This window comes from Streptomyces sp. NPDC004284 (assembly GCF_042874035.1).
In the GTDB taxonomy this organism is placed as follows: Bacteria; Actinomycetota; Actinomycetes; order Streptomycetales; family Streptomycetaceae; genus Streptomyces.
The window spans coordinates 285,062-297,484 of sequence record NZ_JBIAMJ010000001.1; the positions used below are offsets into that span (position 1 = coordinate 285,062).

The 12,423-nt window shown below is 72.3% G+C and carries 14 protein-coding genes; 4 read left to right on the top strand and 10 right to left on the bottom strand.

Features of this window, described 5'->3' with window-relative positions; genetic code table 11:
* Positions 1-57: 57 nt before the first annotated feature.
* On the bottom strand, positions 58-831 hold the full coding sequence (locus ACFYUS_RS01350; RefSeq protein WP_388844352.1) for a GNAT family N-acetyltransferase: 774 nt from the start codon (positions 829-831) through the stop codon (positions 58-60).
* 92 nt (positions 832-923) lie between these two features.
* Here ACFYUS_RS01350 and ACFYUS_RS01355 point away from each other — a divergent pair, with 92 nt between their 5' ends.
* Positions 924-2,078, top strand: coding sequence for an adenosine deaminase (locus tag ACFYUS_RS01355; RefSeq protein WP_388844353.1), 1,155 nt, complete (start codon positions 924-926; stop codon positions 2,076-2,078).
* 181 nt (positions 2,079-2,259) lie between these two features.
* Positions 2,260-2,640: a hypothetical protein gene (locus ACFYUS_RS01360; protein ID WP_388844355.1), complete on the top strand. Its 381-nt coding sequence runs from the start codon at positions 2,260-2,262 to the stop codon at positions 2,638-2,640.
* 77 nt (positions 2,641-2,717) lie between these two features.
* On the opposite strand, the gene ACFYUS_RS01365 is transcribed toward ACFYUS_RS01360, so the two are convergent.
* The 5 genes from ACFYUS_RS01365 to afsQ1 all read right to left on the bottom strand — a co-directional run bounded on the left by ACFYUS_RS01365 (position 2,718) and on the right by afsQ1 (position 6,414).
* Positions 2,718-2,918, bottom strand: a complete 201-nt coding sequence (locus tag ACFYUS_RS01365) for a PspC domain-containing protein (protein ID WP_388844357.1) — start codon at positions 2,916-2,918, stop codon at positions 2,718-2,720.
* A 90-nt stretch (positions 2,919-3,008) separates the two neighbouring features.
* On the bottom strand, positions 3,009-3,542 hold the full coding sequence (locus ACFYUS_RS01370; RefSeq protein WP_388844359.1) for a VanZ family protein: 534 nt from the start codon (positions 3,540-3,542) through the stop codon (positions 3,009-3,011).
* Positions 3,543-3,611: 69 nt separating this feature from the next.
* Positions 3,612-4,211 carry a hypothetical protein gene (locus ACFYUS_RS01375; protein WP_388844361.1) on the bottom strand — a complete coding sequence of 200 codons (600 nt, stop codon included), beginning with the start codon at positions 4,209-4,211 and terminating at the stop codon, positions 3,612-3,614.
* Positions 4,208-5,740, bottom strand: coding sequence for an ATP-binding protein (locus ACFYUS_RS01380; protein WP_388844363.1), 1,533 nt, complete (start codon positions 5,738-5,740; stop codon positions 4,208-4,210). The genes ACFYUS_RS01375 and ACFYUS_RS01380 overlap by 4 nt, the downstream gene beginning before the upstream one ends.
* Entirely contained in the window at positions 5,737-6,414 is a 678-nt protein-coding gene (gene afsQ1 / locus ACFYUS_RS01385; protein ID WP_017239746.1) for a two-component system response regulator AfsQ1, read from the bottom strand. The genes ACFYUS_RS01380 and afsQ1 overlap by 4 nt, the downstream gene beginning before the upstream one ends.
* A gap of 168 nt (positions 6,415-6,582) precedes the next feature.
* Between afsQ1 and ACFYUS_RS01390 the strand changes: the two genes are divergently transcribed.
* Positions 6,583-7,305 carry a SigE family RNA polymerase sigma factor gene (locus ACFYUS_RS01390; protein WP_388844365.1) on the top strand — a complete coding sequence of 241 codons (723 nt, stop codon included), beginning with the start codon at positions 6,583-6,585 and terminating at the stop codon, positions 7,303-7,305.
* Positions 7,306-7,460: 155 nt separating this feature from the next.
* Here ACFYUS_RS01390 and ACFYUS_RS01395 read toward each other — a convergent pair whose 3' ends face one another.
* The gene (locus tag ACFYUS_RS01395; protein ID WP_388844366.1) at positions 7,461-8,150 is read right to left on the bottom strand and encodes a uridine kinase; all 690 of its coding nucleotides are present in this window, start codon (positions 8,148-8,150) and stop codon (positions 7,461-7,463) included.
* 52 nt (positions 8,151-8,202) lie between these two features.
* Here ACFYUS_RS01395 and ACFYUS_RS01400 point away from each other — a divergent pair, with 52 nt between their 5' ends.
* Complete coding sequence (locus tag ACFYUS_RS01400) at positions 8,203-8,601, top strand: hypothetical protein (RefSeq protein WP_388844368.1); 399 nt, start codon at positions 8,203-8,205, stop codon at positions 8,599-8,601.
* Positions 8,602-8,616: 15 nt separating this feature from the next.
* Here the strand turns inward: ACFYUS_RS01400 and ACFYUS_RS01405 are convergent, their stop codons facing one another.
* The 3 genes from ACFYUS_RS01405 to ACFYUS_RS01415 all read right to left on the bottom strand — a co-directional run bounded on the left by ACFYUS_RS01405 (position 8,617) and on the right by ACFYUS_RS01415 (position 12,419).
* Entirely contained in the window at positions 8,617-10,020 is a 1,404-nt protein-coding gene (locus ACFYUS_RS01405; RefSeq protein WP_388844370.1) for a TerD family protein, read from the bottom strand.
* 79 nt (positions 10,021-10,099) lie between these two features.
* Positions 10,100-10,990: an aldehyde dehydrogenase family protein gene (locus ACFYUS_RS01410; RefSeq protein WP_388844371.1), complete on the bottom strand. Its 891-nt coding sequence runs from the start codon at positions 10,988-10,990 to the stop codon at positions 10,100-10,102.
* On the bottom strand, positions 10,983-12,419 hold the full coding sequence (locus tag ACFYUS_RS01415) for an aldehyde dehydrogenase family protein (protein ID WP_388844373.1): 1,437 nt from the start codon (positions 12,417-12,419) through the stop codon (positions 10,983-10,985). The genes ACFYUS_RS01410 and ACFYUS_RS01415 overlap by 8 nt, the downstream gene beginning before the upstream one ends.
* Positions 12,420-12,423: the final 4 nt, after the last annotated feature.

Here is a 12,423-nt window from a genome sequence, read left to right on the forward strand (position 1 = left end):
CCAGCCGTACGCGCGGTCTCTGTTACGTATCGTCCGCTGAGCGAACGACCCTTGTTCCTATACCCGTTCGAACCGGGCCACCGACCCCACCCGCGTGAATCCCCTGCGGCCGTACCAGGTGTGCGGCCAGTCGCCCGAGAAGGCGGTGAGGAAGCGGGTCCCGCAGCCCGCGGCGGCGGCCTCGTGGAGCGCGGTGTCCAGGACCTTGCCGGCGTACCCCTGCTTCAGATGGGCCTCCACGGTGACCAGGTCCTCGATCTGCGCGATCCCGGTCGTCGGGTTCATGTACAGGTCGACCCAGGCGGCCACCTCGCCCTCCGGGGTGTGCGCGGCGAAGAACCGCACGACGTCGGCCCCGCGCCTGCGCGCGAGCCGCCGCTCCACCAGGTGGTGGATCTGCTCCGGCGTCAGGTCCGGGATGAACCGGGGCCAGGACTCGGTGACCGGGCCGCGCAGCTCGTCGAAGTCCACCTCGCGCGCCCCGCCGTGCTCCGGCGCCGGGCCGGTGTGCGCCATGACCAGCGTGGTGGCGTGCCGGAAGCCGGCCCGCCGCATGGGCGCCACGCAGGAGGCGGCGACGGTCTCGTCGAGGACGTACGCGAAGCGGTACGGGAGATGGCTCTGCGCCTCGTCCGTGTAGCCGGCCAGCGCCTCCGGGTCCACGGCCCCGTAGGCGAGCACGTGGTTGTTCCCCCGGGAGTGGTGATAGGCGTCGTCGAGCACCGCGACGGCGCCGGGGAACTCGACGGTGCGGGCCGCCTGGCGGCGGTGGAAGTCGGTCAGGAAGCCGTGGATCCGCGGCAGTTCGGACGCGGGCGTGGTGGAGGTCATGGGCGGCAGACTAGGCGGACCGGCGCCATGCCGCCATGAGAAATCCTGCGCCACGACCGCCGTTCTACGCGCGTAGGGGCTAGAGTGCGGAAATGACGAGCCAGACCCCCAACGTCCCCACCGCGGACCAGATCCGCCGTGCCCCGAAGGTGCTGCTCCACGACCACCTCGACGGCGGACTGCGCCCCGGCACGATCATCGAACTCGCCCGGGAGCAGGGCTACGGGCAGCTCCCCGAGACGGAGCCCGACAAGCTCGGCATCTGGTTCCGCGAAGCCGCCGACTCCGGCTCCCTGGAGCGCTACCTGGAGACCTTCGCGCACACCTGCGCCGTCATGCAGACCCGGGACGCCCTCTTCCGCGTCGCCGCCGAGTGCGCCGTCGACCTGGCCGAGGACGGCGTCGTCTACGCCGAGGTGCGCTACGCCCCCGAGCAGCACCTGGAGGGCGGCCTCACCCTCGAAGAGGTCGTGGAGGCCGTCAACGAGGGCTTCCGCGAGGGCGAGCGGCAGGCCAGGGCCAATGGCCACCGGATCAGGGTCGGGGCCCTGCTGACCGCCATGCGGCACGCCGCCCGCGCCCTGGAGATCGCCGAACTCGCCAACCGCTACCGCGACACCGGCGTCGTCGGCTTCGACATCGCCGGCGCCGAGGCCGGCTACCCGCCCACCCGTCACCTCGACGCCTTCGAGTACCTCAAGCGGGAGAACAACCACTTCACGATCCACGCGGGCGAGGCCTTCGGGCTGCCCTCGATCTGGCAGGCGCTCCAGTGGTGCGGCGCCGACCGGCTCGGCCACGGCGTGCGGATCATCGACGACATCGAGGTCGCCGAGGACGGCTCCGTCCGCCTCGGCCGCCTCGCGGCCTACGTCCGCGACAAGCGGATCCCGCTGGAGATGTGCCCCTCCTCCAACCTCCAGACCGGCGCCGCCGCCTCGTTCGCCGAGCACCCCATCGGCCTGCTCCGCAGGCTCCACTTCCGGGCCACGGTCAACACCGACAACCGGCTCATGAGCGGGACGAGCATGAGCCGGGAATTCGAGCTGCTGACCGAGGCATTCGACTACACGCTCGACGACATGCAGTGGTTCACGGTCAATGCGATGAAATCAGCGTTCATTCCTTTCGATGAACGACTGGCCATGATCAACGAGGTGATCAAGCCCGGTTATGCCGAGCTGAAGTCCGAATGGCTGTTCCAGCAGACGGCCACGACCAGGGAGTCTTCCCCGGCGGAGGGCTGAGAGGCGCCCCGCGGAGGGGAGGGGAGCGGCCGGGCCGGTGCGACACCCGGCCGCTTTCCGGTGTTTGCGGAGGCGACGTTCACTGGTTAGTTTGCAGAGCCGCTCTGCATTCCCAGGTTCCACAGGATTTCCCCTCCCGGCTTTCCCCGAAGCCCCCGGATTCCCCAAGGAAGATTTTCAGATGAAGCAGTCTGCCGCCAAGAAGCTCGGTGTCGCCGCTCTCGGTGCCGCTTTCGCCGTCACCGCCGCCGGTACGGCCTCCGCGGCGTCGTCCCTGCCGCTCGACGCCGACGCGCTGGGCACGGTGACCAACGCCGTCCCGCTGGGCGACGGCCTCACCACGCTCCCCGACGGCGCCACCGAGTCCCTCGGAGCCGGACAGGGCGCCCTCGGCCAGGGCCTCGACCAGGGCGTGAAGACCCTCCCGGCCGCCGCCGGCCAGGCCACCCAGAACGCTCCGCTCGGTGCCGCGACCGGCGCCCTCGGCTCCACCCCGCTCGGAGGCCTCCTCGGCGGCCTGCCGCTGAACGGTCTGCCGCTGAACGGTCTGCCGCTCGGCTGACCCCCCCCGTACACGCCGAAGGGGCGCGCACCCGGAACTCCGGGTACGCGCCCCTTCGGCGTCCGTACGAGCGGCCGCTACCAGGCCGAGGTCGCGGTCTTCTCCGCGGGCAGGAAGATCCACAGGCCCAGGTAGATCAGGAACTGCGGTCCCGGCAGCAGGCACGAGACCAGGAAGATCAGGCGCATCGTCCACGGGGTGGTGCCGAAGCGCCGGGCCAGCGCCGCGCACACTCCGCCGAGCACGCGTCCGTCACGGGGGCGGGTCAGTGCGGCCATGGTGGGCTCCTTCGGAGTCGGTCCGGGAGCCGCTCCTCCGGGCTCCCGATGACTCCATACTGCCGTCGCGAAGGGGGACGAAGCATCCGACTACGGGGCGATCGGGACCCTGGAAATCTTCGGGGTCGCCCCCTGAGAACCGGAGGCCGGACGCCCCGCCTCCCCCCTGCGGCGCAGCCAGGTCCGGCCGGCCGGAACCACCAGGAGATGCGCGAGCGCGACGCCCGCCGTGTTCAGGAGTACGGAGTCCACGTCCACGACCTGCCCCGGAACCGCGGTCTGGAGCAGCTCCACGGCCAGCGACACGAGCGCCCCCGCGGCGGTCGTACGGGCCAGGGAGGCCCACCCGGAGACCCGCAGCCGCCCGTCGGCCATCGGGAGCAGCACCCCGAGCGGGGCCAGCAGCAGCAGGCCCTCGCCGATCAGGCGCGCGGCCTCGGCGCCCCCGAGCGCGAGATCCGCCCGCAGGCCGTGCAGCGGGATCGTGTTCGGCGGGGTCACCCACGCCACGTCCCGTGGGCGCAGACCGACCCACGCGACGAGCAGCAGATGCGCGACGAGGAGGACGAACCCCGCCACGCGGACCACCACGGCGGCCTGGCCGCCCGAACCTTGACGCTGCACGCCCCCCAAGACGCACCGCACGGCGGAATCGGTTCCGCAGCGTGCGGGCGCCCACCCGCGGCGGCGGGGTCAGCCCGTGGTGACCGGCGGAGCCGTCGGCGGGGCGGAGTCCGGGCGTTCGCGGAGGTCCGGGGTGCAGCGGTAGCGCTTCGGGGGGTATGTGCCGGGACCGCCGAGGAGGACCGTGTGGCCGCCGGCGCCCGCCGAGCTCTCCGCGAAGGTGCAGACGAGCTGGGACAGGGCCTTCGGAGCCAGGTCCTCCGGCTGGCGGCTCAGCCGCAGGGTGCCGGCCGGGTCGCCCGGGCGGGCGCCGCCGACCGTCAGCGGTCCGCGGACCTCGGTGGTGAAACCGGCCTGGCGCTCGCCCTCGGAGGGCTCGGCGAGCAGCTGCGCGAGGAGGCCGCCGGCCGTGCGGACGGGGTCGCCGCCGGCCTTCTCCTCCGGGAGCGGCGAGCGGCGGTCCACCGCCTCCAGCTGCGAGCCGCAGACCAGGAACACCCGGACCGGCACGCCCTGCGCCGCCGTCTGCGTCGTGCCGTCGTCGGTCACGCTGCACGGGACCCGGGACGGGGCCGCGCCCGCGTCGACCGGGACCGAGGTGGTCCGGATGCCGCAGCCGGCGAGCAGTGCGGTCAGCGCGACCGCCGGGACAAGGGCACGACGCCTCACGCTTCCTCCACCTCGCCCTGGCTGCTGCGGGTCCGCACCTCGCGGGTGATCGCCGAGGCGTCCAGCGGCAGCCGCAGCACGAACACCGCGCCGTCGACCGTCCCGTCCTCGCCGACCGAGTTCGACGCCGTGATCGAACCGCCGTGGATCAGCGCGTTCTCCATGGCGATCGACAGGCCGAGTCCGCTGCCCTCGGACCGCGGCCGGGACGCGCTCGCCTTGTAGAAGCGGTCGAAGACATGGGGGAGCACTTCCTCGGGGATGCCGGGGCCGTGGTCGCGGACCGCGATGACCAGCTCGTCGTCCTCCGTGCGGACCGAGACCCGCACCGGCGAACCGCCGTGCTTGAGCGCGTTCCCGATCAGGTTCGCGAGGATCACGTCGAGGCGGCGCGGGTCGAGCGGCGCGACGATCCCGCGCTCGGCGTCGAGCTCCACCGCGTCCAGCCAGGCCCGCGCGTCGATGCACGCGGTGATCTGGTCGGCGATGTCCACGTCGTCGAGGACGAGCCGCGCGGTGCCCGCGTCGAAGCGGGTCACCTCCATCAGGTTCTCCACCAGGTCGTTGAGGCGGCGGGTCTCGCTCACCACGAGCGCCACCGCCGGGGCGATCATCGGGTCCAGGGAGTCCTGCTCGTCCTCCAGGACCTCGGTGACGGCCGTCAGCGCGGTCAGCGGGGTCCGCAGCTCGTGCGACATGTCGGCGACGAACCGCCGGGAGGACTCCTCCCGCGCGCTCATGTCCGCGACCTGCTTCTGCAGCGACTCGGCCGCGCTGTTGAACGTACGGGAAAGATCGGCCAGTTCGTCGGCGCCGGTGACCCGCAGCCGGGTGTCGAGCTTCCCCTCGCCGAGCTGCCGGGCCGCCTCGCCGAGCCGGTGCACCGGGCGCAGCACGGTCGTCGCCGCGACCTGCGCGAGCAGCACCGAGCCGGCCACGGCGAGCGCGGTGGCGATCCCCAACGACCAGGCGAGCGAGTTCAGATCGGCCTTCTCCGCCGCCAGCGACTTGAACATGTACCCGGCGGGCCCGCCGCCTTCGATCCGCGTCCCGCCGACCAGGTACGGCGTCCCGTTCCGCTCCGTGCGCTGCCAGAACAGGTGGTACGCGTACGGGTTGGCGTCCGTCACCGGCCGCTTCGTGTCCACGGCCACCCGCAGCGAGCGCGGCACGTCGGCCAGCGTGAAGTCGTCCGGGTCCGAGGCGCCCACGATCGGCTTGCCCGCGGCCCGCTCGCCGAGCAGCAGCACCTGGTAGTTCGCGGCGCTGCCCGTCGCTATCTGCTCGGCGGTCCGCCGCAGGTCGTCCTGGGTGGGCCGGAGCGGCAGCGTCGCCGCCCGGTTCTGCATCTCCTGCCGGAAGTCGTTGAGCGCCGAGTCCTGGGTGCGGGTCAGCACCGCCTCACGGTTCAGCCAGTACGCGATGCCGGAGGCGGCGACGGCCGCGGTGAGCGCGACGAGGGCGAAGACGATGACGAGCCGGAGCCGCAGGCTCGAAAGCCGCAGCCGTGCGTAGATCCCCTTGCTCACGCAGGAACGTCCAGTCGGTAGCCGACCCCGCGGACGGTACGGATCAGCGTCGGCGAGGACGGCACGTCCTCCACCTTGGCGCGCAGCCGCTGCACACAGGCGTCGACGAGCCGCGAGTCGCCCAGGTAGTCGTGCTCCCACACGAGCCGCAGCAACTGCTGCCGGGACAGCGCCTGTCCGGGCCGCCGGCTCAGCTCCAGGAGCAGCCGCAGCTCGGTCGGGGTGAGCTGGAGGTCCTCGCCGTTCTTGGTGACCGTCATCGCCGAACGGTCGATCACCAGCGAGCCGTACGTCGCCGAGTCCGTCGACTCGCGCTCCCCGCGCCGCAGCACGGCCCGGATGCGGGCGTCGAGCACCCGCCCCTGCACCGGCTTCACGACGTAGTCGTCGGCGCCGGACTCCAGGCCGACGACCACGTCGATGTCGTCGCTGCGGGCGGTCAGCAGGATGATCGGCAGCTGGTCGGTCCGGCGGATGCGCCGGCAGACCTCGAAGCCGTCGATGCCGGGCAGCATGACGTCGAGGACGACCAGGTCCGGCCGCTGCTCGCGCAGCAGCTGGAGACCGTCCTCGCCCGTCGCGGCGGTGGCCACCCGATGACCCTGCCGGGACAGGGAGAGTTCGAGGGCCGTGCGGATGGCGTCGTCGTCCTCGATCAGCAGCAGAAAAGGCACGTCGTCATTCTGGCGCATGGGCCGTCCGAGATCGACCGCTCTTCGACTCGCTTCTGTTCCGTCCCCTGTGACACGGCTGTGACAGTCGGCGGACAACGCCATGAAGTCCGGCGGGCAAGCTTCTTGGCACACGGACCGAAACACACTCCAACCGACGGGGGGCGCAAGATGAACGCACTGCACGGCACCACCTCAAGCGCAGTTGTCACGCGTCTCCATGACGTCGTGCGGAGCAACGAGAAGTCCGGCGGTGTGAACGGGCGGGGGTGCGTTCGAACCGTCGGGCGTCAGCGCAAGGCGCCGTACATGGTGGCCGTTGCTGACGGGGGAGCGGCGTACGGGGAGGTCACGGGGGAACGCACGAGCTGCTCGGAAGCCGAGTTCACGGCTTACGTGCAGGAGCGTCGTGCCTCCCTGTACGCCACCGCCTACCACCTCACCGGTGACCGTTTCGAGGCCGAGGACCTGCTCCAGAGCGCGCTGTTCTCCACGTACCGCGCCTGGGACCGGATCAGCGACAAGGCGGCCGTCGGCGGCTACCTGCGTCGCACCATGACGAACCTGCACATCAGCGCCTGGCGCCGGCGCAAGCTCAACGAGTACCCGACCGAGGAGCTGCCGGAGACGGTCGGCGAGACGGACGCCATGCGGGGCACCGAGCTGCGCGCGGTCCTGTGGCAGGCCCTGGCCCGCCTGCCCGAGCTCCAGCGGACGATGCTGGTGCTGCGCTACTACGAGGGCCGGACCGATCCGGAGATCGCGGAGATCCTGGACATCAGTGTCGGCACGGTGAAGTCGAGCATCTGGCGCTCGCTGCGGCGACTGCGCGAGGACGAGGTGCTGAGCTTCGGCCGTGACGAGGAGGAGTCCTTCGGCGAGCTGGTGGCCTGAAGGTCGGGGGGACGCACCCTGCGGGGGCCACGGGGGAAACGGGGCCGCCGCCGGGAACGGGGGAACACGGGGGAACCGTACGGGGGTACGGGGAAACACGAAGCGGGTCGTACGAGTCCGGGGGGTCTCGTACGGCCCGCTTCGTGCGTCGTGCGCTAGACCGGGGTGCGGTGGCGGCCCGCCGCCGCGGCGGCCAGGCGGCCCAGGGCCTCCGGCTGGGCGCAGGGGTGGGCGCCCAGGGCGGTCTGGCGGGCGACGATGGCGCGTTCGGCGCGCATCAGGCGCCAGCCGCGGCGCAGCAGGAACGGGACGGACTTGCGGCCCTCGCGGAGGTCGCGGAGGAGCCGGCGGCGGAACGTCGTCGACGGGCGCCCGCGCAGGCACAGCGCGTCCGCGAGGACGTCGAGCTCGCGGCAGCGGGAGACGATCTCGGCCGCGAAGATGCCCTCCGCCACGAAGAGCGGGGTCCGCGCGATGTCGAGCGGCTCACGGCCCTTGATGGAGCTGGTGGCGATGTCGTACACGGGGACGCCGGTCCGCCCCGTGCGGCACAGCTCGACGATCGCGGAGACGGCGGCGTCCGCGTCCCAGGACCGTGGGGAGTCCCAGTCGATGTCCGTGGAGCCTTCGACGAGCGGGAGCGACGGGTCGCCGCCCTCCTTGTAGAAATCGTCGAGGCGCAGGACCGGGAGGCCGGTGACGGCGGCGAGGGACGACTTGCCGGAGCCGGAGGGGCCCGCGAGCAGGACGACCCGGGTCGGGATCGGTTGGGAACTCACGGAACACCAGTGTGAGGCATTCCCCCGTCCAGGGGACCACCGAGGAAGGCCGTTGGTATCGAGCATCACACCTCGACTACTGTCGGTGCCCGCCCGCTCACCCCCTGGAAGGATCTCCATGGCGCGTCACGCAGCCCCCCGGACCCCCCGCCGCAGCGCCCTCCTCAAGGCCGGTCTCACCGTCACGGCGGCGGGCGCCGCGATGCTCGGCGCGGGTGCCGGGGCGCAGGCCGTCGCGCCGGTGCCGCTGCCCGTCGACTCGCTGAGCAGGACGGACGCCGGCGCGGCCGGGGCGGGCGCGCTGGAGGGCGTCCTGCACGGCGCGGGCCCGCTGACCCGGCTCCAGCTCGACCCGCTGGCCAACACCGGCGTCGACCCCCTCGACAACGGCCTCGGCACCCAGGTCTCCGACTTCAAGCCGGTCGGCACGAACCTGGTCACCGACCACGTCACGAAGGGCGGGGCGGTGGCCGATCTGCCGCTGGCCGGGCCGTTGACCCAGGGGCTGCTTCCGTAGGAGCGAGGGCGCCGCTCAGCGCTTCGCTCGGCGCAGCCGGTCCAGTGCCCCGCGGGGCGCGGGCAGCTTCGTCGGGCTGCCGGCGTCCTGGCCGCCGCTGTGGGGCCGCACGTCCTTCAGGCGCGCGTCCCAGGGGCCTTCCGCCACGGACAGGTAGACGAGGAGCGGGCCCTCGGGCAGCGGCAGGGTCTCCCTGCGTGCGCCGATCTCGTTGACGGCGGCTCTTCCGGGGCTCGGAAGCGTGGTGGGGTCCGTGTGCCCCGCCAGTCCGTACACGTGGACGATGAAGTTGCTGCTGCCCTTGTAGCGGAACGCGACGTCGGCCGTCCCCCGGGTGTGGAGCAGGACGTCGGGGCCCCAGTTCTCCAGCCGGTCCTCCGTCAGCCGCCGGGCCTCCGAAAGCGGCAGGATCCGCACCTGCCAGGTCCCGCTCGCCTCCAGCCGCAGGCGCAGACGCCCGTGCTCGGGGACGGAGGCGATCACCCGGCCCCGGAAGTCCTTCTCCGTGCTGTTGACGACCGCGCGCCCCTTGGCGTTGGAGTCGTCGAGGGGCCACAGCCCCGTGTAACCACCGCCCTTCACGGCCAGTTCGACCATGACGGGGCCGGGCGGGAGGTCCTTCACGGTGATCACGTCGTTGTCCCGGCCGGTGACGGTGCGCGGCGCGAAGACCGGCCCGCACGTCCAGACCGACGGGTCGGGCTGCGACGCGGGCGGGGGAGACGCCGCCACGGGGGCCTCGGCCTGGGCCTGGGTCCGGTTCCGGGCCAGGGCGCGGATCTGGTCCGGGGTCATGTCCAGGAGCTGGTCCCGGGTGAGGCGCATGCCCTGGGCCGGGGCGCCGGAAGGAGCGGCGGGCGGGGCGGCGGGCGCGGCAGGGGCCGGGATCCGTTCCGGGTCCTCCCGCGGTCCCTCGCCCACGTCCACCCCGTGGTCCACCGCGAGGCCCGTCAGCCCGTCCACGTACCCCTGGCCGACCGCACGGAACTTCCAGCCGCCCGAGCGGCGGTACAGCTCCGCGAGGACCATCGCCGTCTCGGAGCCCGCGTCGGTGACCTCGTACGCCACGACCGTCTCGCCGTCCGGCCCGAAGACCTCCACGGACAGGCCGTGCGCGTCCCGCAGCGCGCCCTCCTCCGTCGACGCGACGACGAGGACGCGGGCGATCCCCTCCTCGACGCCCGTGAGGTCGGCGTCCAGCCGGACCGTGCCCTCCTCGTCGCCGTCCGCGCCGCGGGACAGCCGTACCGCGCCCGACGAGTGCGCCGGAGCGCCGTGGAACACGATGTCGGCGTCCCCCCGGACCCTGCCCTGCTCCGTCACGAGCAGCGCCGCGACGTCCACCCCGCTCCGGATGGCGACGCGCAGCGCGGCCGTCGGCACGAAGGCGTTGTCTCCCTTGATCAATCCCGTCAGCATGAGCGGATCCTGCGATCGATCACGGGGATGCGCAAGGCCCCCGGGCAGTGCTGCTGCCCGGGGGCCTTGCGCGGTGGGACTAGTACGCGGAGCCGCTCGCGCCCAGCGAACCCGTCGGGTGCCAGACCGTCTTCGTCTCCAGGAAGGCGGTCATGCGGTCCGTGCCCGGGGACTCGGCGAAGTCCTCGGTACGGGGGCGCAGGACGCGCTTCAGGTTGTCGGCGGCGGCGATCTCCAGGTCGCGGGCCAGGTCGGTGTCCGCGCCCGTCAGGTCGATCGCGTTGACGTCCTGGTGGGCCGCCAGGTGCGGGCCCATCTCGGAGGCCTTGCCGGAGAGGATGTTGACCACGCCGCCGGGGAGGTCGGAGGTGGCCAGGACCTCGCCCAGGGAGAGGGCGGGGAGCGGGGACTTCTCGCTCGCGATCACGACGGCCGTGTTGCCCGTCGCGATCACCGGGGCGATCACCGAGACCAGACCCAGGAAGGACGAGTCCTGCGGGGCCACGACCGTCACGACGCCCGTCGGCTCGGGCGTGGAGAGGTTGAAGTACGGGCCCGCGACCGGGTTCGCGCCGCCCACGACCTGGGCGATCTTGTCGGTCCAGCCCGCGTACCAGACCCAGCGGTCGATCGCAGCGTCGACGACCGCGGCCGCCTTCGACTTCGACAGGCCCTCGGCCTCGCCGACCTCGCGGACGAACTGGTCCCGGCGGCCCTCCAGCATCTCGGCGACGCGGTAGAGGATCTGGCCGCGGTTGTACGCGGTCGCGCCCGCCCAGCCGCCGAAGGCCTTGCGGGCGGCGACGACCGCGTCACGGGCGTCCTTGCGGGAGGAGAGCGGCGCGTTCGCCAGCCACTTGCCCTTCGAGTCCGTCACCTCGTACACCCGGCCGCTCTCGGAGCGGGGGAACTTGCCCCCGACGTACAGCTTGTAGGTCTTGAAGACGCCAAGACGAGTCGTGTCAGACATCGAGGTAGGCCTCCAGACCGTGGCGGCCGCCCTCGCGGCCGAAGCCCGACTCCTTGTAGCCGCCGAAGGGCGAGGTCGGGTCGAACTTGTTGAACGTGTTGGCCCAGACGACACCCGCGCGGAGCTTGTTGGCGACCGCGAGGATGCGGGAGCCCTTCTCCGTCCAGATGCCGGCCGACAGGCCGTACTGGCTGTTGTTGGCCTTCGCGACGGCCTCGTCGGGCGTACGGAAGGACAGCACCGACAGGACGGGGCCGAAGATCTCGTCGCGGGCGATGCGGTGCGCCTGCGTGACGTTCGTGAAGAGCGTCGGGGCGAACCAGTAACCGGCCGACGGGATCTCGCACGCGGCGGTCCAGCGCTCGGCGCCCTCCGCCTCGCCCTGCTCCACGAGGGAGGTGATGCGGGCCAGCTGCTCGGAGGAGTTGATCGCGCCGATGTCGGTGTTCTTGTCGAGCGGGTCGCCCAGGCGGAGCGTCGACAGGCGGCGCTTGAGGCTGTCGAGCAGCTCGTCCTGGATCGACTCCTGGACCAGGAGGCGCGAGCCCGCGCAGCAGACCTGGCCCTGGTTGAAGAAGATGCCGTTGACGATGCCCTCGACGGCCTGGTCGATGGGGGCGTCGTCGAAGACGATGTTGGCGCCCTTGCCGCCCAGCTCCAGGGTCACCTTCTTGTCCGTGCCGGCGATGGAGCGCGCGATGGCCTTGCCGACGGCGGTCGAACCGGTGAAGGCGACCTTGTTCACGTCCGGGTGCGCCACGAGGGCCGCGCCCGTCTCCCCGTACCCGGGGAGGATGTTGACGACGCCCTTCGGCAGACCCGCCTGGCGGCAGATGTCCGCGAAGAACAGCGCGGAGAGCGGGGTCGTCTCGGCCGGCTTCAGGACGACCGTGTTGCCGGTCGCGAGCGCCGGGGCGATCTTCCACGCCAGCATGAGCAGCGGGAAGTTCCACGGGATGACCTGGCCGGCCACGCCCAGCGGGCGCGGGTTCGCGCCGTAGCCCGCGTGGTCGAGCTTGTCGGCCCAGCCCGCGTAGTAGAAGAAGTGCGCGGCGACCAGGGGGAGGTCCGCGTCGCGGGTCTCCTTGATCGGCTTGCCGTTGTCCAGGGTCTCCAGGACGGCCAGCTCGCGGCTGCGCTCCTGGATGATCCGGGCGATGCGGAAGAGGTACTTGGCGCGCTCGGAGCCGGGCAGCGCGGACCACTTCTCGAAGGCCTTGCGGGCCGCCTTCACCGCGCGGTCGACGTCCTCGGCGCCCGCCTGGGCGATCTCGGAGAGGACCTCCTCGGAGGACGGGGAGACCGTCTTGAAGACCTTGCCGTCGGCGGCGTCGACGAACTCGCCGTCGATGAACAGGCCGTAGTTCGGCGCGATGTCGACGATGGAGCGCGACTCCGGTGCCGGCGCGTACTCGAATGCAGATGCCATGTTG